Below are 21,957 nucleotides of genomic sequence, written 5' to 3'. Positions count from 1 at the left end.
CTGCCTCCAGACTACGCCGAAATCTGCCGCTCTGGCGTGCGGCTTACTTGTCCAGCGCCACTGCCGGCCGGAACGACAGCGCGCCGTTCACCACCCGCACCGGAATCGTGTCTTTCGGCCCGAACTTGCCCGACAAGATCAGTTTCGACAGCGGATTTTCGATCTGCTGCTGGATCGCGCGTTTCAACGGCCGCGCGCCATACACCGGATCGTAGCCCGCCTCGGCAATTTTCTGCAGCGCTTCGTCGGACACATCGAGCGACATCTCCATCTTGGCCAGGCGCTGTTCCAGGTGGCGCAGCTGGATCTTGGCAATGGCGCCGATGTTTTTCTCGTCCAGGCCGTGGAACACGACGATCTCGTCGATCCGGTTGATGAACTCGGGCCGGAAGTGGCTGCGCACTTCCGCCATCACGGCCAGTTTCACGACGCCCGGGTCGTCGCTCTCCATCGACTGGATTTTATGGGAACCGAGGTTCGACGTCATCACGATCACGGTGTTCTTGAAATCGACCGTGCGGCCCTGCCCGTCCGTCATGCGGCCATCGTCGAGCACCTGCAGCAGAACATTGAACACATCGTGGTGGGCCTTTTCGACTTCATCGAGCAGGATCACGCTGTACGGTTTGCGGCGCACGGCTTCGGTGAGATAGCCGCCCTCGTCGTAACCGACATAACCCGGCGGCGCGCCGATCAGGCGCGACACCGAATGCTTCTCCATGAATTCGCTCATGTCGAGGCGGATCATGGCGTCCTCGGTATCGAACAGGTAGGCAGCCAGCGCCTTGCACAATTCGGTCTTGCCCACGCCGGTGGGGCCGAGGAACATGAAGGAGCCGTACGGACGGTTCGGATCCGACAGGCCGGCGCGCGAGCGGCGGATGGCGTCGGCCACTGCCGTGATGGCTTCGTCCTGGCCCACCACGCGCTTGTGCAGCTCGTCTTCGATGTGCATCAGCTTGTCGCGCTCGCCCTGCATCATGCGCGATACCGGAATACCGGTCGCGCGCGAGACCACTTCGGCGATCTCTTCGGCACCGACCTGCGTGCGCAGCAGCTTCGGCTTGCCGCCATCGGCATGCTGGTCCCGGTCGACCGTCGCCTCGGCCTGCTTTAGTTGCTGCTCGAGTTCCGGCAGGCGCCCATATTGCAACTCCGACATGCGGGCGTAATTGCTTTGCCGGCGCGCTTCTTCCATCTGGAAGCGCACGGCCTCGATCTCCTCCTTGATGTGGGTGGTGCCCTGCACCATCGCCTTTTCGGCCTTCAGGATTTCATCGAAATCGTTGTATTCGCGCTCCAGGCGCGCAATTTCCGCGTCGATCAGCTCGAGGCGGCGCAGCGATGCTTCGTCCTTTTCTTTCTTGACGGCTTCCTTCTCGATTTTCAGCTGGATGATGCGGCGCTCGAGGCGGTCCATCACTTCCGGCTTGGAATCGATCTCGATCTTGATTTTCGACGCGGCTTCATCGATCAGGTCGATCGCCTTGTCGGGCAGGAAACGGTCCGTGATGTAGCGTTGCGACAATTCAGCTGCGGCAATGATGGCGGCATCGGTGATCTCGACCTTGTGGTGCAGCTCGTACTTGTCCTGCAAGCCGCGCAGGATGGCGATGGTGGCCTCCACGGTCGGCTCATCCACCAGGATTTTCTGGAAGCGCCGTTCCAGCGCAGCATCCTTCTCGATGTACTTGCGGTATTCGTCGAGCGTGGTCGCGCCGACGCAATGCAGTTCGCCGCGCGCCAGGGCCGGTTTCAGCATATTGCCCGCATCCATCGCCCCTTCGGCCTTGCCGGCGCCGACCATCGTGTGCAGCTCGTCAATGAAAAGGATGGTCTGGCCTTCGTCCTGGGCCAGTTCCTTCAGCACGGATTTGAGGCGCTCCTCGAATTCGCCACGGTATTTGGCGCCGGCCAGCAACCCGGCCATATCGAGCGACAGCACGCGTTTGCCCTTGAGCGAATCGGGCACCTCACCATTGATGATGCGCTGCGCCAGACCCTCGACGATGGCGGTCTTGCCCACGCCCGGCTCACCGATCAGCACCGGATTGTTCTTGGTGCGGCGCTGCAGCACCTGGATCGCACGGCGAATCTCCTCGTCGCGCCCGATCACCGGGTCGAGCTTGCCCAAGCGGGCGCGCTCGGTCAGGTCGAGTGTGTATTTTTTGAGCGATTCACGCTGGCCTTCGGCGTCCTGCGAGTTGACGCCATCACCACCGCGCACTGCCTGCACAGCCGACTCCAGCGCTTTTTTGGTGAGACCGGCTTCACGGGCTACGCGCCCGGCGTCCGACTTGTCGTCGGTCAGCGCCAATAAAATCATTTCGCTCGACAGGAACTGGTCGCCGCGTTTCTGCGATTCGCGGTCGGCCAGGTTCAGCAGCGCAACGAGTTCGCGCCCGACCTGCACTTCGCCGCCATTGCCAGAGACCTTGGCGAGGCGCTCGAGCGCACTTTTCAGCGAGGTGGTCAGGCTGCCGACATTCACGCCGGCGCGCTGCAACAGGGAACGGGCGCCACCGTCGTCCTGGTTCAGCAAAGCCAGCAGCAGGTGCGCCGGCTCGATGTACTGGTTGTCATTGCCGACCGCAAGGCTCTGGGCGTCGGCCAGGGCTTCCTGCAACTTGGTCGTCAGTTTGTCTTGGCGCATGGTATTACTCCCGAATGGTTTTAACTTGGGAATAAAATTGGGGTGAACGAGGGGGATTCAAGGCGGCGGCGAAAATGTCGCCTGTTGCTTACTTGGTTTTAGAACGCAATTTCCTGAAAGAGACTCAAATCCACCTGGTCGACAGGATGCCGATGCGCTCAATGCCTTTTCGTTTCACTGCGCTGTTTTCTGCTGCGCCCTGGCGCAAGCGGCCACCGACTGGCCCGCTGCCGCTGTGCAGGACTGGCAGTTTGCAGTCGATAAGGTGCAGCTCAGCCACGCCGCACTACCCCTTGCCAGTGCGAGAAGTCGTGGACGGCACCCTGGAGAAGGCGACAGCGCTGGCATCACAGTTGCGCAAGCGTCCGCGCGAGCCGTTCATCCCCGACTCGCCCTATCCAGGCGATCTGGCCGACGAGGCGGCGCTGATGAAATGGGTGGCCGCCAGCCTCCCCTTGCAGCGCGCGCCTAGAGTGCGCTGACGGGCGCCGTACCCGCGCTGCTGTCGCGCACATTCTTCTGTACGGCGACCGCAGCGAACAGGCTGAGTACGAACGACATTGCATAAAATCCTTTTTCGCTGAGCGCCATGGTCGCATTCACCAGGCCCACCGTCAGCAACAGCAGGGTCACCATGACGGACACCCAGCACAGGCCGAAATACATCGCCGTGACGCGGACGCCTTCGGCGCGGTCGCGCACTGACTTCTGCAGCGATACGGCGGCAAACAGGCCGTACATCAGCAGCGTGAAGTAATAGCCCTTTTCGTTCAGCGCCATGGCGGCATTCCACAGGCCGATCAGATAGGCGCCGCCACCGACCAGCAAGGCAGTCCAGGAGGCGAACACAAATGCAGCCGTTGGGCGAGGTGAAGAAACTTGCGGCATGGAAATCTCCTACGGTTGGGGAAATCAGATTGTGTCGGTGTGCAATAATCTTTGCAAGGCAAAACGCAAAGCGACCATCTGGCGAGATTGATCGTATCGGCCTGAGCAGCCTTTTAATGCGCCAGCGCGCGCCAGGTTGCGAAGCCGGCAATGCAGCAGGCAATCGAGCCGACCAGGTGCAGCGCCGAGTGCGCCAGCGCCCAGCCATATTCCTGGCGTTGCAGCAACACCATTGCTTCGCCGCTGAAGGTGGAAAACGTGGTCAGGCCGCCCAGGAAACCTGTGATGGCGAACAGGCGCCATTCGGGCGACAGATTGGGAAATGCCGTGAAGAAGCCAAGTCCCAGGCCGATCAGGTAGCCGCCGGCCAGGTTGGCGGTCAGCGTGCCCAATTGCACCTGTGACGTGAGCGTGTTCAGCCAGACTGCCAGCGCCCAGCGCAGCCAGGCGCCGACGGCAGCGCCGATGCCGACCGCCGCCCAACTCAGCGGGCCGCCCACTTGGCCTTTGCGCTGTCGTCGCTGTCGCGCGCATCGACCCAACGCGCGCCCTCCGGCGTCTGTTCCTTTTTCCAGAACGGCGCGTCGATTTTCAAATAATCGATAATGAATTCGCAGGCGGCGAACGCCTCGCCGCGGTGGGCCGCGCCGCAGGCCACCAGCACGATCTGCTCGAGCGGAAGGAGTGGTCCTACCCGGTGAACCACCAGCGTGCCCAGCAGCGGCCAGCGCGCATTGGCCTGGTCGACGATGTCCGCCAGCGCTTTTTCCGTCATGCCCGGATAATGCTCGAGCTCCATTTCGGACACCGCGCTGCCATCGTTCATGTCGCGCACGGTGCCGACAAAACTGACTACCGCGCCCACGCCGGGCTGGCCGGCGCGCAAGCGAGCGAGCTCTTCTCCCAGATCGAAGTCATCGGTCTGCACCCGCACTTCATTCATGTTCGGAATGGTCATGCGGCGAACCTCAACCCAGCTCGCGCGCCTGGCGCATCAGCAACTGCTCGACGCGCGTGGCGGTGCGCTCGTCAGCATTGGCCGGCAGCGCCAGCAAGGCTTGCAGCTGGGCAGCCTGCGCGACCGGCTTCTGGCCAGATTTCAAGGACGATTGCAGCACGTCCACTTGCAGCTTCAAGCGTTCGCGGGCGAATTCGGCGCCGCTGTCGATGCCGGCCGCAATTTCCTGGCGCAGCAAATCCTGCAACAAGGTGGCGCGGTTGGCTTCCAGCAGCCTGGCATGGGCCGCGCTCTCGGCGTCAGTGCCGGCCAGCGCAGCGGCAGCGGCGTCGAAGCGGCCCTTCAAAGCCCGCTCGGGGGCGCTGTCGAGGATCGGCAACGCACGCCATTCGGCAGTAAAGTCGGTGTCGGCCGGTGCGCCGGGACGCGCCACTGCCTGCTCCAGTGCCACGCACAGGCGCAATTTGTCTCGCAAGGCGCTGGCCTGGGCGGCACCCACGGCGCGGCGCACGGTTTCCACGTGCTCCTGCACCAAGGCAATTGCCGCCTGGTAGCGCTGTTCGATGCGCGCTTCGTGCGCGCGCGGCACCGGGCCGGCCGCGTGCCAGCTCGTGGCCGCGTCGCGCAGCAGTTTGGCGGCGCTCGCCGGCGTGGCCTCGAGGGCGCCCGCTTCCAGTTGTTCGCATATCGCGATCTTGGCCGTTTCGTGTTCGCGCCGACCGGCGTCGAGCGCATGCGCGCTTTCCTTGCGACTGGCAAAGACGGCGTCGCAGGCGGCGCGGAAGCGTTGCCACAGCATCTGTTCGGCGCGGCGCTCCAGCGGCACGGCGCGCGCCTGGGTTTGCCAGCGCTGCTGGATGTCACGGATCGCGTCGAGGGTGTGGCGGTCCTGCGGATCGAGCGCGCTGACGGCGTCAATCAGGGCTTCGCGCTGGCCCATTTCATCCTTGCGCTGCTGTTCCAGCGGCGCTTGCAACACGTTCAGGGCATCGGCGAATTCCTGGTCGAGGCGCTTCTTTTCCTTGCGGTCGAGCGCGCCCAGGTGGCTCCAGGCGGTGCGCAGGCGCTGCACTTCGGCCGCCATCTGCTTCCACTCGGTGTCCCCTTGCCCGTGCAGGCGCGCGATCTCGGCTTTCGCTTCGTCCAGCAAGGCCTGGCCCTTGGCGGCATTTGCGTGACGCTCTTCGCCCAACTGGCGGAAGTGCGCCGCGGCCGGGGCGTAGGCCACGCTGCAGGCGGCGTCGAACCGTTCCCACAGTGTTTTCGGCGCCGCGCCGGACAGGCTGTCGAGCGCTTTCCAGCGTTCGCGCATGCTGCCCACCTTTTTGGCCAGCTCGGCCATCGGCAGCGACTGGGTCGCCATCTGTTCGACCGCCTTGATGAGTTCCTCGCGCGACACGTTGCCGCCCCAGCGCGCCCAGTCCGACAGGCGTTTCAGCTCGGCACGCACATGGGCCAGGCGGTCGGCCTGGGCCGTCGTCAAGCGCAGATTGCGGCTGGACTTGCCATCCTTGAGCACTTTGTCGAGTTCGGCCGCGCTGCCCAGCGAGCCCTGTTCGAGCGCCGCTTCCATGGCGTCGAGGGCATCGAGGAAGGAACGGTCGGCGCCCTTGGCCGCAGCCACCGACTCGCGTTTGGCAGGCTTGTCCGGCGTCAGCTGCGCGCCACGCACCGGCTCAGGCAAGGTGGCCAGCAAGGCGTCGAAACGTGCTTGCAGGACAGTCGCGGCCTCGGTGGCGGGCATGGCCGGCAGCGCTTGCCAGCTGCGCCGGACGGTCGCGGCCTGCAAGGTATCGACCGGCGCGGCCGTCCAGGCATCGAGCGCGGCGCTGCGGGCGACGAGCGCGGCTTGCTGTTGTGCGCGCCCCGCCATGCCGGCCTGGATACGCGTCATTTCGAGATCGAACTCGGTCACCAGACTGCGCGGCAGCGAGCTGCGTTCGAACGAGGCCAGCGCGGCCGCCTGCTCGTCCTGCATCTGACGCAACTGCGCGCTGGCGCTGTCGACATCGGCGTCGCCGGCGTCGAGTTTGCGCAGGGCGCCGAGGCGGTCGATCATGGCGCGTTGCAACTGCACCTGGACATCGAGGCGCGCACCGAGCGTGGCACGCACGGCGTCGAATTCGGCGGCCAGCTGGGGCGCCTTGATGACGGTCCAGCGACGATCGATTTCGCCGACCTGGTTTGGCGCCAGTGCGGGATTGGCCGCCAGTTGCGTGGCGTCGTCGACCACCGCGCGCGCCCTGGCCGTCTCGGCATCGAGGTGGCGCAAGGCATCGAGGCGCCCCTGCACCAGCTTGGCGACGCGGCGGTCGACATTGCGCACGGCGCCATGTACGCGCTCGAGCGCGGCGCCCGAGTGCACGCTGGCCGCAGCGGCCAGGCGCAGCTCGGCAAAATCGGATTGCAAAATAAAATCGACTGCAGCGGCCTCGTCGTCGCCTAGGGCTTGCAAGGCAGCTGCCTGGAGGTCGCGCGCGGAAGGACCGGCAGGGGTGGTGGCGACTGGAGCGGCGGCGGCAGTGTCACGGCCTGCCTTCTCTGCGCGTTTGAACAAAAATTGGAACATGATGGGTCGCGCTGCCAAAAACCCCATCATAACAAACAACCACCTGTTTCTCTGGCCGATGGCGTGTTTGTGCTCAGTGCAAGGTGCTCAGACGTACCCCCGGCCGGGTGCCCTCCACCTGGCGTCCCGGCAAGACGTGATGCGTATTGCGCGCGGGCACCGGCTCGCAGCGGTGTTCCTGCAAGTAGGCATCGTGCGCCAGCATCTGGTTGGCCAGCGCAAACCACGCTGCGCCTGTCACCGCGGCGCGCGCCAGTGGAAACAAATCGTGCTCCTCGCGTTCGAGACGGGTGAGCAACACGTTGCAGAAGGCTTTGACCACGGTGCAAAACGCGTCGACGTGCGCGCTGTCGTCGATGGCGCCGCCAAAGGCTGTCGAGACCGCGAGCGCGTCGGCCGACTGCTTGCTGAGCGCGCCAAGTTCGGCCAGCAGGTCGTCCGCCAGGCGGGTGGCGCGCCGCACGGCCGGGATGAGGAACTTGTCCAGCTTGCGCCAGTGGCATGCATCGTACAGGCGCTGCATGCTGCTCGCGGCATACTCGACCTGCGCCGCCGTCAGCGCCGGCTGGCCCAGATAATAGGCGTGCAGCATCTGGCGCAGCGACTGCAATCCCACCCTGACACTGGTTTGCTCCACCGACAAGGCCACCAGGGTGTAAGTCGCTGTTAACATATGCTATCTCCTCGGTTTGTTTTCGCCCTGACGAGCAGGCCTGCCTTGCCGGGCGTGGAAGCACGGACAAATCGGTCGTGGTCGGGGAAAGACGTTTTAGGACAGGCCTGGAATGATGCTTGCACTGCAGCCTGAAGAAGTTCCAAGTGTAGGGAGAGCAGCTATTTGACGTTTGATCTGGCTCAAATTCACCATGATGGTGCATTCGACATTGCTGCGCTCGCAGCAATCCCACGCGGTCGGAATCGCCTGATTCGGCGCGCGCCGATTGTCCCCGGCCGCCACTCTGCGTTATAGTGGACACCTGTTTATTTATCCAGTACTTCTCGCCGGTAACTCCTATGCGTCTGCTCCACACATCCGACTGGCACCTGGGCCAGACCCTGCACACCTTCGAGCGCGGCTACGAGCACCAGTGCTTCCTCGACTGGCTGCTCGACACCCTGGTGGCGGAAGAGATCGACGCTCTGTTGATCGCCGGCGATATCTTTGACAACAGCAACCCGTCCGCCGCGGCGCAGCGCCAGCTATACCGGTTCCTGCAGCAGGCGCGCGTGCGGGCGCCGCAGCTGGACATCGTGGTCATTGCCGGCAACCACGATTCGCCGGGCCGACTGGAAGCGCCGGGGCCACTACTCGAAGCGCACGGCACCGTCGTCATCGGCCATGTGGCGCGCACGATGGACGGCGAGATCGACCTCGAGCGCCTGCTGGTGCCACTGCATGGCAAGGACGGCACGGTGCAGGCCTGGGTGCTGGCGGTGCCGTTCCTGCGTCCGGGCGATGTGCCGCGCGTCGCGCCAGCGCAGGACGGCACATCGCCCATCGATCCCTATCTGCACGGTATCACCCAGCTCTACCGGCAAGCCCATGCGCTGGCGCAAGCGAAACGTCAGCCCGGGCAAGCCATTGTCGCCATGGGCCATTGCCACATGGTCGATGGTCAGTCCTCGCTCGAATCCGAACGGCGCATCGTCATCGGCGGCACCGAGGCGCTGCCGGCGGCCATGTTCGACGACGCCATCGCCTACGCGGCGCTGGGCCATCTGCACCTGGCCCAGCGCGTCGGCAAGCAGGAACACCTGCGCTACTGCGGCAGCCCGCTGCCGCTGTCGTTTGCCGAAGTCGGCTACACGCACCAGGTGCTGCGGGTCGACCTGGCCGACGGGCGCGCCACGGCCATCACGCCGCTGCCAGTGCCGCGCGCGGTGCCGCTGCTGCGCATTCCCGCCACGCCAGCGCCTTTAAAAGACGTGCTGGCGGCGCTGGTCATGCTCGACCTGCCCGAGGTGCCCGTCCACGCCCAGCCGTTTCTGGAAGTGCGCGTGCTGCTCGACGCGCCCGAGCCCAGCCTGCGCGCGCAGATCGAAGCCGCGCTGATCGGCAAACCTGTGCGGCTGGCCAAAATCGAACCCACGCGCAAGGCGACGGCGCAGCAGGACGTGGACGCCGTGCTGACGCTCGACCAGCTGGCGCAGATGCAGCCGGACGATATTTTCCGCCGCCTGTACAAGCAAAAATATGACGAGGACGCACCAACCGAACAGTTGACCGCGTTTGCCGAATTGATGCTCCCCGCAGGTGACGCCAATGCACAAGGGAGCCCGCGATGAAAATTCTTAAAATTGCCGGGCGCAACCTGGCATCGCTGGCGGGCGACTTCTCGGTCGACTTCGAGTCGGAGCCGCTCGCATCGGCCGGCCTGTTCGCCATCAGCGGCCCTACCGGCGCCGGCAAGAGCACGCTGCTCGACGCGCTGTGCCTGGCCCTGTACGGCACCACGCCGCGCCTGCCCAAAAGCGCGCGCGGCGGCAGCGCCCTGCCCGACGCCGGCGGCGAGGCCGTATCCACCTTCGACCCGCGCAACCTGCTGCGCCGCGGCGCCGCCGAAGCGTATGCCGAGGTCGATTTCGTCGGCAACGACGACCAGCGTTACCGCGCGCGCTGGAGCGTGCGACGTTCGCGCAACAAGGCGGCCGGCCTGCTGCAGGCGTCGAACATGACCTTGCATCGTTTGCAGGACCTGACCGCGCTGGGCGGCACCAAGACCGAGGTGATGGACGAGATCGCCGACCGCATCGGTTTGAAGTTCGAACAATTCACGCGCTCCGTGCTGCTGGCCCAGAACGAGTTTTCGGCATTTTTGAAGACCGACGAAAACGAACGGGGCGAACTGCTGGAAACCCTCACCGGCAGCACGATTTACAGCGACATTTCGCGCCGCGCGTTCGAGCGCTACAAGGGTGAGCAGGAAGCGATGCGCCACCTGACGCGCAAGCTGGCCGACCAGGCGCCGCTGCCACCGGACGAACGCACGCTGGTCGACACCGAATTACTGGCTGCCAGCGCCGCCCTCGACGCCATCGACGCCCACAAGCTGGTGCTCGAGCAGCAGTTGCGCTGGCACCAGGAGCTGGCGCGCCTGAGCGCCGGCGTGGCGCAGGCCGAACTGGCGCTGGCCGCCGCCGACGCCCAGCTCACGCAGGCCGCAGCGCGCCGCCAGCGCCTGGCGACGCTCGACAAAGTCCAGGAAGCGCGCCCCATGGCAGCCGACCTAGCCCGCCTGGAGCAGGAAGCGAACCAGGCCCAACAAGCCATCGGCGCGCACGATGCCGCCCTGGCGCTTGCCATCGACGCCCATCAATGCGCGGCGCGCGACGCGGCCGCCGCCACGGAACGGGTTGCCCTGGCCGAGAGCGCCCAGCGCGAGGCCGCCCCCATACTGGACGACGCCAAGCGGCTCGACGCCACCGTGGCCGCGCTCGCGCCGCTGCACCAGCAAGCTGCCCGCGCGCACGACGCCGCGCGCAGCCAGTTGGTCGACGCGCAAACCGGCTTGCAAGACAAGGCCGGACAGATTGCCGCCACCCAGCGCGCGCAGCAGGATAGCGCCGCCTGGCTGGCCGGTCACGCGCCCGTCGAAGCGCTGGCGGCCCAATGGCCGCGCTGGGACCGGCTGTTTGCCCAGGCCGAGGCCGCCGGCGCGCAAGTCGCCCTCAGCGCCGACGCGCTGGCCGCAGCCAGACAGGCGCACGACGAGCACGCTGCGCAAGCGGCCCAGGCCGCGTCTGGCCTGGCCGCCGCGCACGACACGCTGGCCCAGCGCGCGACGCAGCGCGAGCAGGCGACGCAGGCCCTTGCCGCCATCGACCATGAAGCACTCGCCCCACAGCGCCAGGACATCGAGGCGCGCCGCGAAGCGCTGACCGTCGCAGAACGCACCTGGTCGCTGCTGGCCACCACGCGCGCACGCCACGACGAGGTGTGCGCGCAGGCGGCCACCCTGGAACAGGCGGCCGCGAGCGCGCAAGCCACCTTGTGCGCGGCCGAGGAGGCAGCGCCGCAACTGGCGGTCGGCCTGGATCAGTCCGAGCGCTCGCTGGCGGCTGCCGAACTGGCGTGCGCCGGCAACGTCGTCGACCTGCGCGCCACGCTGGTCGACGACGCCCCCTGCCCGGTCTGCGGCAGCGTTGCGCACCCGTACGAACACCAGGACGCGCGCCTGGAAACAATGCTGGCGAACCTGCGCGACGAAGTGCGGCGCTGCCGCCAGCAGGTACAGGACAATCTCGCTGCGCAAACCAACGGACGCGCCGCGCAAGAGAACATCGCCGAGCGCCTGCCCGGTTTGCAGCGCGAGCGTGCGCAACTGGTCACGTCACTGGCCGAACTGGACGCGGAATGGCAAGCCGATCCGGTCGGCGCGGGCGCCCCGCCGGCGCCACAGCGCAGCGACTGGTTCAGTACCCAGTTGACCGCATTGCGCACAGCGCTGCGCGCGCTCGACCAGCAGGAACAGGCCGCCCGGCGCGTCGCAACGGCGCGCGACGCCGCGCAGCAAGCGTGGGAACAGGCACAGGCAGCGCACGCCCAATTGCAGCAAGCGGCACACACCCACGCAACGCAACTGGCGCGCCTGGACGCGGCGCAGGGCGCGCAGGCCGGCAAGCACGAGACGGCACAGGCGGCATTGACCAGTGTGCTGGCCGAGCTCGACCCGGTGCTGGCGGCACTGGGGCCGGACTGGCAAGCCAGCTGGAGCAGCGCACCGTCCGCGTTCCGCGCCGCCCGTGGCGCCGACGTGCAAGCCTGGATCGACCGTTCCAGCGCGCAGGCCGCTCTGGCGGCCACGCTGGCGAACCAGCAAGCCGCCCACGGCACCCTGGCGGAACGGGTCGTCCACCTGCAGGCCAGTGCGACCGACGCCGACCAGCTGTTTGCCGAGCGCGACGACGCCTTGCGCGCGCGCCAGGGTGAACGGGCAACGCTGTGGGATGGCCGACCGGTTGCAGCGGTCGAAGCCGCATATGCCCAGGCGCTCGCCACGGCGCGCGCCGCACAGCAGGCGCTTCAACTGTCGTTGCACAACGCGGCGCAAGCAGAAGCGGCTGCACGCACCGCACTGGCGCAAGCGCGGGCCCAGGTGGGCAGCATCCAGGCCGCAACCGCCGCCACGCAAGTGCGCCTGGCCGACTGGCTGGAAGACACCAGCCGCACGGCCAGCGAGCTGGAAGCCATCGACAGCTTGTCAGATTTGACCAGCCTGCTGGCCGTGGGCACGGCGTGGATTGCCCAGGAACGGGCGGCGCTGGCCGAGCTCGCCTCAAACGTGCAGCGCGCCGCCACCGTGCGTGCCGAGCGGCAGGCGCAATCAGCGCAACACGCTGCGGCGCAGCCAGCTGCGGCACCGCTGGCAAGCGTCGAGACCGCGTTGACGGCGGTGCTGGAACAGCGCCGCGCAGCCCATGAACTGGCCGCCGGCCTGCGCTTGCGCACCGCCCAGGACGACGCACGCCGGGCCGACGCCGCAGCAGTGCTGGCCGACATCGCGCACCAGCAAGCCATCGAGCAGCGCTGGGGCCGTCTATCCGAGCTGATCGGTTCGGCCGACGGCAAAAAGTTCCGCAACTATGCCCAGCAATTCACGCTGGACGTGCTGCTCGGCTATGCCAACAGCCACCTGTCCCAGCTGGCGCGCCGCTACCGGCTCGAACGCGTGCAAGTTGGCAATGCGCCGTCGCTGGCCTTGATGGTGCGCGACCAGGATATGGGCGGCGAAGTGCGCTCGGTCAATTCCCTGTCCGGTGGCGAATCCTTCCTCGTATCGCTCGCGCTTGCGCTGGGCCTGGCGTCGCTGTCGTCGAACCGGGTGCGGGTCGAATCGCTGTTCATCGACGAAGGTTTTGGCAGCCTCGACAGCGAGACGCTGGGCGTTGCCATGGATGCCCTCGACGCACTGCAATCGATGGGCCGGAAAGTCGGCGTCATCTCGCACGTGCAGGAAATGACGGAGCGCATTTCGGCCAAAATCCTCGTGCGCCCGGCAGGGGGAGGCAGCAGCGCCGTCACCGTCAGCGTGTAAAATGTCGCCTTTCGCCTTACACTTTCAGAGCAATCAACCATGTCCAAACCAGCCCGTATTTTGACGTTCAAATGCACCGCCTGCACCAAGCCCGTGAAGGTGTACCTGCAAAAGGTATCGGCCTGCTCGCACATCCAGCCTTACCAGGGCATCTGCGACTGCGGCGAAGTGCGCCGCCACGCCACGGGCGACGCGGCCACGGTTGCGTCCTACCTGGCGTCGCCGACCGGCACCTGGTCGCACCATCATTAATATGACGACTGCCACCATCAGCTGGCTCGAGACCAATGGCGCACCTGCAAGCGCCACCTGGCGCTCCGGCAGCGGCTTGAACGTGCCCAAAAAAGTCGTCATCGCCGACGACCAGATGCCCGCCGACGTCGCCTACCACCACGCCCTGGCCGGCACCGCCCTGCTCTGGCGCGGCGACTTCCAGAATGCCCGCCAGCTGCTGCAGGCAATGGCCCGCCGCATCGACCACAAGCCGGCCCGCACCAGCCGCGCCAAGGCAGTCAAAGCGGCCAAGGCGCCGCCCACTCCGCTCGAATCGTTCCACCTGCACCGCCTGGCCCAGTCGCAGCGCGCCCGCACGCTGGGCATGCTGCTCATTGCCTTCGATGCCGACTACGCCATTGCGCTGCGCCGCGCACCCGATGTCCAGCTGGCCTGCAATGAAGCCTGGGGCCGTTTCGAGGCGCCATTCGTGGCGTCGCTGCGCGAACTGCTGGGCGTCATTGGCGCCCACGAGTGGCGCAGAAACGGTGTGCCGATCGCCGCGCTCGACGCGAAGATACACCCGTGGTACGGCGTGTTCTCGCCGATCCGCGGCGAATACGTGCAAATGGTAATGGATGCGCCGTTGCCGGCCGGCGCTGAAAACGAATCGTTCGATATCGGCACCGGCACCGGCGTGCTGGCCGCGGTGCTGGCCAAACGTGGCGTCAATAAAGTCATCGCCACCGACATGGACCCGCGCGCGCTCGGCTGCGCCCGCGAGAACATGGAACGGCTCGACCTGGCCCGCCACGTCGACATCATCCAGGCCGACCTGTTTCCGCAAGGCCGCGCCGCACTGGTGGTCTGCAATCCGCCCTGGTTGCCCGGCAAGCCAAGCTCGGCTATTGAAGCGGCCGTCTACGATCCGGACAGCCGCATGCTGAAAGCCTTCCTGGCCGGCCTGGCGACGCACCTGCTGCCCGGTGGTGAAGGCTGGTTGATCCTGTCCGACTTCGCCGAGCACCTGGGCTTGCGCACCCGCGAGCAGTTGCTGCAATGGATAGCGGCAGCGGGTCTATCCGTCATCGACCGCATCGACACGCGCCCCGTGCACCCGCGCGCCAGCGACGCCACCGACCCGCTGCACGGGGCCCGGGCGGCCGAAATGACGTCCTTGTGGCGACTTCAAGCAAACTGACCTTGTAATCAAGGTTCAGCACGAGTACAATTGCTCCTGCGGGGTGGAGCAGTCTGGCAGCTCGTCGGGCTCATAACCCGAAGGTCACAGGTTCAAATCCTGTCCCCGCAACCATTCAATAGCGCCCTGATGCAGTTGATCAAGGTGACTGATTCAAAGCCTGAACACAGAAGCCCGACTCTTGCAGCCGGGCTTTTGTTTTCTGGGCGGAGTTTTTTTTCATGCGCGACAAAAAAGATATAGCGACATTCGACCTGCCGGGTTTCGAGGCTGCCAGCGCGCCCGAAACGGGGTCACGTCTTCACGACGGCGAGCCAAGGCCGCGGGTCACGCGCACGCGCCGTACCCCACTCAAACAAGAACAATTGCAGCTGCTCGACGAAACCGACGCTTCCGGATTGCCGGTCTGGCGCCGCGACGATACACTCGACCTGACCGGCTTGCCGGTCTGGGCGCCCGCCTGACACCCTGCCGGAAACCGCACCACCATGACCATCGCAAACGACTCCTTCGCCACGCTCGCACTGTCCGCGCCCTTCCTTGCCAACCTCGACGCCCTCGGCTACAAGCAGATGACGGCGATCCAGGCCGCCAGCCTGCCGCCCGTGCTGCAGGGGCGCGACCTGATCGCCCAGGCCAAGACCGGCAGCGGCAAGACCGCCGCCTTCGGCATCGGCCTGCTCAGCAAGCTCAACCCGACCTGGTTCGCCGTGCAGGGACTGGTGCTGTGCCCGACCCGCGAACTGGCCGACCAGGTTGCGAATGAATTGCGGCGCCTGGCGCGCGGCGTTGGCAACGTCAAAATTCTGACGCTGACCGGCGGCACCGCCATGCGTCCGCAGATCGCGTCGCTGGAACATGGCGCGCACATCGTCGTTGGTACGCCGGGCCGCATCCGCGATCACCTGGGCCGCGCTACCATCGATCTGTCGAAAGTGCAGACGCTGGTGCTGGACGAAGCCGACCGCATGACCGACATGGGGTTTTATGACGAAATCGCCGGCATCGTCAGCGCCTGCCCGAAACGCCGCCAGACGCTGCTGTTTTCGGCCACCTACCCGGACGATATCCGCACCGCCACTGCACTGTTTCTGAACGACGCAGTCGAAGTGAGCGTCGAAGCGACCCACACCACGGGCCAGATCGAACAGCGCTTTTATGAAGTCGGTTTCGACGAGCGCGACGACGTGGTCGGCAAACTGCTGGGGCACTTCCGCCCGGTGTCGGCGCTGGCCTTCTGCAACACCAAAGTGCACTGCCGTGAACTGGCCGACAGCCTGCGCGCCCAGGGCTTTTCGGCGCTGGCCCTGTATGGCGAACTGGAACAGCGCGAGCGCGATGAAATCCTGGTGTTGTTTGCCAACCGCAGCTGCTCGGTGCTGGTCGCCACCGACGTCGCCGCGCGCGGCCTCGACATCGCCAACCTGGAAGCGGTGATCAACGTCGATGTGTCGAAAGACACCGAAGTGCACGTACACCGCATCGGCCGCACCGGCCGCGCCGGCGAAAATGGCCTGGCACTGTCGCTGTGCGCCCCAAACGAAAAAAAATGGGTTCGCCTGATCGAAGAATACCAGGGCGTGCCGGTCAGCTGGCATACGCTGGACGAACTGGAAACGGACACGCTCGAAGCCGAACCGGCACCGATGGTGACCCTCGTCATCATGGGTGGAAAGAAAGACAAGCTGCGTCCGGGCGATGTCCTGGGTGCACTGACGGGCGACGCCGGCCTCACCAAGGAACAAGTCGGCAAAATCAATGTGTTCGAGTTCATGACCTATGTGGCGCTGGATCGCCACATTGCTGAGCAAGCCTATAAACGATTGGCGGCAGGCAATCCGCTGGGCGCCGACTTTGGCGCCATCAAGGGACGCAACTTCAAGATGCGCTTTATTGGCGCCTGATCGCCCCGGGCCACGCGACACGACACGCTAAGCGTCGCGTGATAGCTGCAAATCTGTCATCATTACTGTTGATTAAAACAGGCAGCATGATGACCACCACTCCGAACTTTCCACAAGAACGCCATCCCGACGGCCGCACGGTGCGCGACATCGCCGAACAAAGCCCGGCGCTGGTCAACGAAGTCTGGTGCCGCAAGATCCTGCGCCAGGTGCTGCAGTCGCTCGAGGCGCAATATGCCAATGGCAATCCGCACCGGCTGATCATGCCGGACACCATCGTCATCAAGGCGAGCGGCGACGCCATCCTGTTGCCGGATCCCGACGCGAACACCGATTTTCAGCCGGAAGTGGCGGCCGACCTGCGCGCGCTGGCCGCCACCATCCACTACGCCATCACGCACGAAATGCCCTCGAGCGGCCCGTTGACCGGACGCGGCCTGGTGGGCTACAGCGACTCCTTGCTCGGCGCCGTCGACCGCTGCATGATGCCGAATAAAACCCAGCGTCCGCAAACCGTGGCCGAACTGCGCGATTTATTAGGCATGGTGTCGGTGGGTTTGCTGAAACCGTCGGCCGCCGCGCCTGAGGCAGCCGCACCGACGCCGGCGCCGCAAAGCGCAGCGCTGGTTCACAAGAGCGTCGACCTCGGCCCGCCCGCGTCGCGCAGAAAATGGCTGTGGATCGGCGTCGCCGCTGCCCTGCTGGCTGGCGCACTGTACATCGTGCGCCAGCATGGCGCCGAAGAACTGGTCGGCGCGCCGGTCCAGCCACCCAAGGTGCAGACGGTCGCCCCCGCACCAGTGCCGGTCGCGCCGGCTGTCGAACCGGCACCGGAAGTCGCCCCAGTCGAACCGACGCCCGCACCTGCGCCCGAGGTGGCCGCCACCTACGCCACCGAAACGGCGGACAGCGAACCCGCCGCGGCGACCGCCACCGCCACCTACCGCCTGATGGTCAAGCCGTGGGGCACGGTTTATGTCGACGGCAAGCGGCACGGCGTCAGTCCACCCATGAAACGCCTGGTGCTGCCAACCGGCCGTCACACCGTCATGCTGGAAAACCCCGGCTACCCGGACCGTACCATTCAGATCAACAGTACACGCGGCGCGTCCGGGCAAATCGAACACGATTTCCTGGCCGCGCCGGCTGAAGCCGCAAACTAAGGACCTTCATGCGCGCTCCCCTTCTCATCATGGCGGCGTTATTGCTCGGCGGCTGCGCCGACATGCGCACGCTGGACCAGAGCGTGACGGGCGGCTTCCACCCTGCCGCGAATGACGACCACCCACGCGCCGAGGCCGTGCTGGCGCGCGAGAACAGGCCGGCGCCGGTGCGCGACAGCCAACCCGCGCCGGTACCCGACAACAGTCTTGATGCCGCTGCGGCACTGCGCGAAGGAATACGCCTCTACAACAACGGCGACTTCAATGGCGCCATCGCAAAATTGAATGCGCCCGAGATCGAGGGTGCGAATGTCGCCACCCGCACCAGCGCACTGAAATACACGGCATTCAGTTATTGCGTGACGCAACGCCCTGCCCCATGCCGCCAGGCGTTCGACAAGGCGCTGCGTATCGACGCCGGCTTCGCACTGGCGCCCGGCGAGGAGGGGCACCCGATGTGGCGCCCGGTCTTCGACAAGGCCCGGGCCAGCCAGGCTAAGAACCTATCCCGGTAGATAGGAGGAAGCGGCGGTCGATGCATGGCAAGTGGGGGCAAGGCGCGAGGAGGACGCATGGCGAACCATGCTACGACGAGGCAAGTCATATATGACGGCCTGCACCCGCTTGTCAGGCGCGGCCGCAGCGACTCCGAACTGACGGGATAGGTTCTAAGCGCGCCGATTGACGGTCGCGACGAAGGCTGGCGCCCGCAGCGCGTGGCTGGCCTGTTCATAGGCGTAGGCCAGGCCCAGCATCTGCGCATCGCGCCAGGCCGTTCCCACGAATGAGATTCCGACCGGCAGGCCATTCACGAAGCCGGCCGGCACCGTCACGTGCGGGTAGCCCGCCACCGCCGCCGGCGACGAAAAGCTGCCGCCGTAATGGTCGCCATTGATGTAATCCGTCAGCCAGGCCGGGCCACCGGTCGGCGCCACCAGCGCATCGAGTCGATGTTCTTTTAAAACCTGATCGATCCCCTCTTCACGTGCGTAACGGCGGTTATCGGCCTGCGCTTTGACATAGGCCGGCGTATCGAGTCCACCCTTTTTGGCCGAGGCAAGCAGATGCTCCTGGCCGAAATACGGCAGTTCGCGCGCCGCCTGTTTGCTGTTAAAGACAATCAGCTCGTCCATATTCCGGACTGGCGCATCGGGTGCATACGTTTTTAAATAATCTTCCAGGCCGGGTTTGAATTCATACAGCAGCACCTCGGTTTCGGTGTCGCCATATTTGTCGGTATTCGGCACCGTCACGTCAACCAGAATTGCGCCCTGCGCGCGCAACACAGCCAGCGCCTGTTCGGCGATCGCGTCGACCGCGTCGTTGGACCCGAAGAAATTGCGCGCCACGCCCAGGCGCTTGCCGCGCAAGGCATCCGATTGCAATGCCTTGACGAAGTCGACCGGCTTGCCGGCGCTGGCGGCCGTCGCAGCGTCGTCCTGGTCGACGCCGGCCATTGCCGCCAGCATCAATGCCGCGTCTTCGACCGAACGCGTCATCGGACCGGCCGTGTCCTGCGATGCGGCGATCGGAATGATGCCGCTGCGGCTGAGCAAACCCAGGGTCGGCTTGAAGCCGACGATGCCGCAGGTCGAGGCCGGCGAGACGATCGAACCATCCGTTTCGGTGCCCACCGCCAGCGTCGCAAAACCCGCTGCCATGGCTGCGCCCGACCCGGAACTCGAACCGCTGGTGTTGCGGTCGAGCGCGTGCGGATTGCGGGTCAGCCCGCCGCGCCCGCTCCAGCCGCTGGTCGAATGGGTCGAACGCATATTCGCCCACTCGCTAAGGTTGGTTTTGCCGAGGATGACGGCGCCGGCCGCGCGCAACTGCTTGACGATATGCGCATCCTGGCGCGCGCGCACGCCTGCCAGCGCCAGCGAGCCGGCACTGGTGGCCATTTTGTCGGCCGTGGCGATATTGTCTTTCAGTAGCACCGGGATGCCATGCAGCGGCCCGCGCACTTTCCCGGCCTTGCGCTCCAGGTCCATGGCCGCGGCAATGGCGAGCGCGTCCGGATTGAGTTCGATGATGGCATTGATGTGCGGTCCGGCCTTGTCGAGTTTGGCGATGCGCGCCAGGTATTGCCGGGCCAGCGATTGGGCGCTCAAGGTGCCGGCCTGCATGCGCGCGGCCTGGGCCCGCACACCGGCGTCGAGAATATTATTCGGCGCGGCTGCACCAGCTTCGTTGATCAAGCCGGCAGCAACGCCAGCGGCCACACTCATTTGAACAAACTGCCTGCGCTTCATGCACTGTCCTTTTATGATTCATTATTGAAAGAATCAGGATAACAGGCAGGCCAAAAAAAACGCCACCCTCGGGCAGCGTTTTTTTGAAAACAGCGGGATCGTCTTAGTTACGGACGACGCGCTTGTATTCATTGGTACGGGTATCGATTTCGATAACGTCGTCCTGGGCCACGAACAATGGCACTTGCACGCTGTGGCGATGGACTTCCACGGCGTTTTCGATTTTGGCTTCTTTCAGGACGTTGCCCGAAGTATTGCCCTTGACTGCCGGCTCCGAGTACACGACCTGGCGTGCGATCGTGGTTGGCAATTCGACCGAAATGGCTTTGCCGTCGTAGAACACGGCTTCGCATTCCATGCCGTCTTTCAGGTAATGCAAGGCATCGCCCAGGTTTTCTTCTTCGATTTCGTACTGGTTGTATTCACCATCCATGAACACGAACAGCGGATCAGCGAAATACGAATAGGTTACTGGCTTCTTTTCCAATACGACCACGTCGAACTTGTCGTCGCCGCGGAACACGTTTTCCATCGGGCTGTTCGTCAGAAGATTTTTCATCTTCCATTTGTAGGTGAAGCCCGTGCGGCTCGAACCGTTCACATCGGAACGCAGAACGATGAACGGCTTGCTATCCACCATGATGATATTGCCAACACGAATTTCTTTTGCGGGTTTCATAAGTGATCGTAAAAAGTAAGGTTGCGGTAACCGCGCATCATATCATAGGTCGTGCACGAAGCGAACAGGCGAAACCGAGCAGATTGCTGGCCAGGTCGCCATGTGAATGCATTTCGCGCTGCCATGCGTGCGCCCGCGCAGCGATCCCATCGGCGTCCTTGTACAGCGCTTGCCACAGGGCGGACCAGTCGGGTGCAGCACCCGTGTCGACGCCGTTCCACGCCATTGCGAAGGCGCTCACTGCGGGGCTGGCGTAGCGCTGCAGGAATGCGCCCAGTTTTACATGGTGCAGGTTTTCATCCTGGTGATAGATGTGCCAGATGAACGGCTTGCCGGCCCACTGCGCGCGCACGAACGAATCCTCCCCGCGCACGAAATTCAGGTCGCAGGCCCACAACAATTTGTCGTAATCGGGCTGCGCCACGAAGGGCAGTACGCGCACCGTCAACGCGCCGTTCGTGCCGACAAATGCGCTGACCGCATCCACCGCCACGCCTTCCGGGACCAGGCACAACACCGGATCGGTGCCGTCGCGCCAGGCCGCGAACAGGTCGGCGACCGGCGCCTGCGGATAGCAAAACAGCGAGACCCTGGTCGCTTGCATGTCAGTGGCGGTCACGCCAAAGTTCGCCAGAAAGTCTGCCTGCGCCGCCGGATCGGCCTGAAACGCCCGGCGCGCATCATCGAGCGACCCTTCGCGCAGCAAGCCGCCGGTTTTCGCGGTAAAACCGGGAAAGAAAAAATGCTTGGTCAGCGGCAGTTGTGGATGCATCGACGGCAGCGTGTGGCAGCCTTCGACCCATTCTTCCGCCGTCAAGCCTTCCAGGTTCAGCCAGACCGGGCGTGGCGTACGTTGCGCCATGGCCTGAATATATCGCGGCGGGATGTCGCAGGCGAAAAATTCGATGACGATGTCGGCGATATCGTGCGGCGCGAACACGCCTTCCTGGTCGCGCCAGTGCTGCACGCACACGGCTGCCACCGCCTGCTGTGCGGCATCGACATCGATCGCCGGGCAAATGCGCTTGAAACTGATTAAATCGTCGACCCACAGGGTGACGGCGACGTCATGCTCGGCTTGCAGTTGGCGCGCGAGACGCCAGCAAATGCCGATGTCGCCGTAATTATCGACCACGCGGCAAAAGATAACGAGGGAGAGGGAATGAGAATCGGCCATGGATGATCGAAAGAGTACACGCGTAAAAAAACCGGAGCACCTATACGCATGCGCGTTGGTCTGCTCCGGCTTTTAACTGGCGTCCCCAAGGGGATTCGAACCCCTGTACTCACCGTGAAAGGGTGATGTCCTAGGCCTCTAGACGATGGGGACATGAACTGTCCATACTACATACTACTTGACGCTGACTTGGCGTCCCCAAGGGGATTCGAACCCCTGTACTCACCGTGAAAGGGTGATGTCCTAGGCCTCTAGACGATGGGGA

At 64.9% G+C, this 21,957-nt stretch carries 18 protein-coding genes and 2 tRNA genes; 10 read left to right on the top strand and 10 right to left on the bottom strand.

Annotation, left to right across the window (positions count from 1 at the left end):
• Nucleotides 1–43 precede the first annotated feature (43 nt).
• Nucleotides 44–2,653, bottom strand: coding sequence for an ATP-dependent chaperone ClpB (clpB, locus tag V6M87_RS25500; protein ID WP_332879489.1), 2,610 nt, complete (start codon nucleotides 2,651–2,653; stop codon nucleotides 44–46).
• A 74-nt stretch (nucleotides 2,654–2,727) separates the two neighbouring features.
• Here clpB and V6M87_RS25495 point away from each other — a divergent pair, with 74 nt between their 5' ends.
• On the top strand, nucleotides 2,728–3,135 hold the full coding sequence (locus V6M87_RS25495; RefSeq protein ID WP_332879488.1) for a hypothetical protein: 408 nt from the start codon (nucleotides 2,728–2,730) through the stop codon (nucleotides 3,133–3,135).
• Here V6M87_RS25495 and yiaA read toward each other — a convergent pair.
• The 5 genes from yiaA to V6M87_RS25470 form a co-directional block, all read right to left on the bottom strand.
• The gene (gene yiaA / locus V6M87_RS25490; RefSeq protein WP_332879487.1) at nucleotides 3,122–3,541 is read right to left on the bottom strand and encodes an inner membrane protein YiaA; all 420 of its coding nucleotides are present in this window, start codon (nucleotides 3,539–3,541) and stop codon (nucleotides 3,122–3,124) included. The genes V6M87_RS25495 and yiaA overlap by 14 nt on opposite strands.
• 113 nt (nucleotides 3,542–3,654) lie before the next feature.
• The gene (gene crcB / locus V6M87_RS25485) at nucleotides 3,655–4,041 is read right to left on the bottom strand and encodes a fluoride efflux transporter CrcB (protein ID WP_332879486.1); all 387 of its coding nucleotides are present in this window, start codon (nucleotides 4,039–4,041) and stop codon (nucleotides 3,655–3,657) included.
• Nucleotides 4,026–4,484, bottom strand: a complete 459-nt coding sequence (moaE, locus tag V6M87_RS25480) for a molybdopterin synthase catalytic subunit MoaE (protein WP_442920639.1) — start codon at nucleotides 4,482–4,484, stop codon at nucleotides 4,026–4,028. Before moaE ends, crcB begins: the two co-directional genes overlap by 16 nt.
• Nucleotides 4,485–4,509: 25 nt before the next feature.
• On the bottom strand, nucleotides 4,510–7,068 hold the full coding sequence (locus V6M87_RS25475; RefSeq protein WP_332879484.1) for a DUF349 domain-containing protein: 2,559 nt from the start codon (nucleotides 7,066–7,068) through the stop codon (nucleotides 4,510–4,512).
• 73 nt (nucleotides 7,069–7,141) lie between these two features.
• Nucleotides 7,142–7,741 carry a hypothetical protein gene (locus V6M87_RS25470; protein ID WP_332879483.1) on the bottom strand — a complete coding sequence of 200 codons (600 nt, stop codon included), beginning with the start codon at nucleotides 7,739–7,741 and terminating at the stop codon, nucleotides 7,142–7,144.
• Between the two features lie 341 nt (nucleotides 7,742–8,082).
• Here V6M87_RS25470 and V6M87_RS25465 point away from each other — a divergent pair, with 341 nt between their 5' ends.
• From V6M87_RS25465 to V6M87_RS25425, 9 genes are all read left to right on the top strand, one after another.
• A complete protein-coding gene (locus tag V6M87_RS25465; RefSeq protein WP_332879482.1) occupies nucleotides 8,083–9,354 on the top strand; it encodes an exonuclease SbcCD subunit D C-terminal domain-containing protein in 1,272 nt (423 codons plus the stop codon).
• Nucleotides 9,351–13,103 carry an AAA family ATPase gene (locus V6M87_RS25460; RefSeq protein WP_332879481.1) on the top strand — a complete coding sequence of 1,251 codons (3,753 nt, stop codon included), beginning with the start codon at nucleotides 9,351–9,353 and terminating at the stop codon, nucleotides 13,101–13,103. Before V6M87_RS25465 ends, V6M87_RS25460 begins: the two co-directional genes overlap by 4 nt.
• Before the next feature lie 39 nt (nucleotides 13,104–13,142).
• Nucleotides 13,143–13,355, top strand: a complete 213-nt coding sequence (locus V6M87_RS25455) for a hypothetical protein (protein ID WP_332879480.1) — start codon at nucleotides 13,143–13,145, stop codon at nucleotides 13,353–13,355.
• A 1-nt stretch (nucleotide 13,356) separates the two neighbouring features.
• Nucleotides 13,357–14,517: a class I SAM-dependent methyltransferase gene (locus V6M87_RS25450; protein WP_332879479.1), complete on the top strand. Its 1,161-nt coding sequence runs from the start codon at nucleotides 13,357–13,359 to the stop codon at nucleotides 14,515–14,517.
• Between the two features lie 37 nt (nucleotides 14,518–14,554).
• A tRNA-Met gene (locus V6M87_RS25445) sits at nucleotides 14,555–14,631 on the top strand.
• Between the two features lie 107 nt (nucleotides 14,632–14,738).
• Entirely contained in the window at nucleotides 14,739–14,981 is a 243-nt protein-coding gene (locus V6M87_RS25440) for a hypothetical protein (RefSeq protein WP_332879478.1), read from the top strand.
• A gap of 24 nt (nucleotides 14,982–15,005) precedes the next feature.
• Complete coding sequence (dbpA, locus tag V6M87_RS25435; RefSeq protein ID WP_332879477.1) at nucleotides 15,006–16,421, top strand: ATP-dependent RNA helicase DbpA; 1,416 nt, start codon at nucleotides 15,006–15,008, stop codon at nucleotides 16,419–16,421.
• An 86-nt stretch (nucleotides 16,422–16,507) separates the two neighbouring features.
• Nucleotides 16,508–17,584, top strand: coding sequence for a PEGA domain-containing protein (locus V6M87_RS25430; RefSeq protein ID WP_332879476.1), 1,077 nt, complete (start codon nucleotides 16,508–16,510; stop codon nucleotides 17,582–17,584).
• 8 nt (nucleotides 17,585–17,592) lie between these two features.
• Nucleotides 17,593–18,099: a TssQ family T6SS-associated lipoprotein gene (locus V6M87_RS25425; RefSeq protein WP_332879475.1), complete on the top strand. Its 507-nt coding sequence runs from the start codon at nucleotides 17,593–17,595 to the stop codon at nucleotides 18,097–18,099.
• A gap of 153 nt (nucleotides 18,100–18,252) precedes the next feature.
• Here V6M87_RS25425 and V6M87_RS25420 read toward each other — a convergent pair whose 3' ends face one another.
• The 4 genes from V6M87_RS25420 to V6M87_RS25405 all read right to left on the bottom strand — a co-directional run bounded on the left by V6M87_RS25420 (nucleotide 18,253) and on the right by V6M87_RS25405 (nucleotide 21,845).
• Nucleotides 18,253–19,836, bottom strand: coding sequence for an amidase (locus tag V6M87_RS25420; protein ID WP_332879474.1), 1,584 nt, complete (start codon nucleotides 19,834–19,836; stop codon nucleotides 18,253–18,255).
• A gap of 103 nt (nucleotides 19,837–19,939) precedes the next feature.
• A complete protein-coding gene (locus V6M87_RS25415; RefSeq protein ID WP_332879473.1) occupies nucleotides 19,940–20,515 on the bottom strand; it encodes an elongation factor P in 576 nt (191 codons plus the stop codon).
• 37 nt (nucleotides 20,516–20,552) lie between these two features.
• Nucleotides 20,553–21,692, bottom strand: a complete 1,140-nt coding sequence (earP, locus tag V6M87_RS25410; protein ID WP_332879472.1) for an elongation factor P maturation arginine rhamnosyltransferase EarP — start codon at nucleotides 21,690–21,692, stop codon at nucleotides 20,553–20,555.
• Nucleotides 21,693–21,769: 77 nt separating this feature from the next.
• Nucleotides 21,770–21,845 (bottom strand) — tRNA-Glu (locus V6M87_RS25405).
• Nucleotides 21,846–21,957: the final 112 nt, after the last annotated feature.

Source organism: Massilia sp. S19_KUP03_FR1, assembly GCF_036688685.1.
In the GTDB taxonomy this organism is placed as follows: Bacteria; Pseudomonadota; Gammaproteobacteria; order Burkholderiales; family Burkholderiaceae_D; genus JALYUM01.
The sequence above is the reverse complement of the archived record's forward strand: the minus strand, read 5'-3'. Positions and strand labels throughout refer to the sequence as shown.

Coding starts and splice junctions, on each gene's coding strand:
- earP (WP_332879472.1), bottom strand. CDS start 21,692: ATGGCCGATTCTCATTCCCTCTCCCTCGTTATCTTTTGCCGCGTGGTC.
- moaE (WP_442920639.1), bottom strand. CDS start 4,484: ATGAATGAAGTGCGGGTGCAGACCGATGACTTCGATCTGGGAGAAGAG.
- yiaA (WP_332879487.1), bottom strand. CDS start 3,541: ATGCCGCAAGTTTCTTCACCTCGCCCAACGGCTGCATTTGTGTTCGCC.
- V6M87_RS25425 (WP_332879475.1), top strand. CDS start 17,593: ATGCGCGCTCCCCTTCTCATCATGGCGGCGTTATTGCTCGGCGGCTGC.
- V6M87_RS25495 (WP_332879488.1), top strand. CDS start 2,728: ATGTCGCCTGTTGCTTACTTGGTTTTAGAACGCAATTTCCTGAAAGAG.
- V6M87_RS25450 (WP_332879479.1), top strand. CDS start 13,357: ATGACGACTGCCACCATCAGCTGGCTCGAGACCAATGGCGCACCTGCA.
- V6M87_RS25420 (WP_332879474.1), bottom strand. CDS start 19,836: ATGAAGCGCAGGCAGTTTGTTCAAATGAGTGTGGCCGCTGGCGTTGCT.
- V6M87_RS25470 (WP_332879483.1), bottom strand. CDS start 7,741: ATGTTAACAGCGACTTACACCCTGGTGGCCTTGTCGGTGGAGCAAACC.
- V6M87_RS25465 (WP_332879482.1), top strand. CDS start 8,083: ATGCGTCTGCTCCACACATCCGACTGGCACCTGGGCCAGACCCTGCAC.
- dbpA (WP_332879477.1), top strand. CDS start 15,006: ATGACCATCGCAAACGACTCCTTCGCCACGCTCGCACTGTCCGCGCCC.
- clpB (WP_332879489.1), bottom strand. CDS start 2,653: ATGCGCCAAGACAAACTGACGACCAAGTTGCAGGAAGCCCTGGCCGAC.
- V6M87_RS25460 (WP_332879481.1), top strand. CDS start 9,351: ATGAAAATTCTTAAAATTGCCGGGCGCAACCTGGCATCGCTGGCGGGC.
- V6M87_RS25415 (WP_332879473.1), bottom strand. CDS start 20,515: ATGAAACCCGCAAAAGAAATTCGTGTTGGCAATATCATCATGGTGGAT.
- V6M87_RS25430 (WP_332879476.1), top strand. CDS start 16,508: ATGATGACCACCACTCCGAACTTTCCACAAGAACGCCATCCCGACGGC.
- V6M87_RS25455 (WP_332879480.1), top strand. CDS start 13,143: ATGTCCAAACCAGCCCGTATTTTGACGTTCAAATGCACCGCCTGCACC.
- V6M87_RS25475 (WP_332879484.1), bottom strand. CDS start 7,068: ATGTTCCAATTTTTGTTCAAACGCGCAGAGAAGGCAGGCCGTGACACT.
- V6M87_RS25440 (WP_332879478.1), top strand. CDS start 14,739: ATGCGCGACAAAAAAGATATAGCGACATTCGACCTGCCGGGTTTCGAG.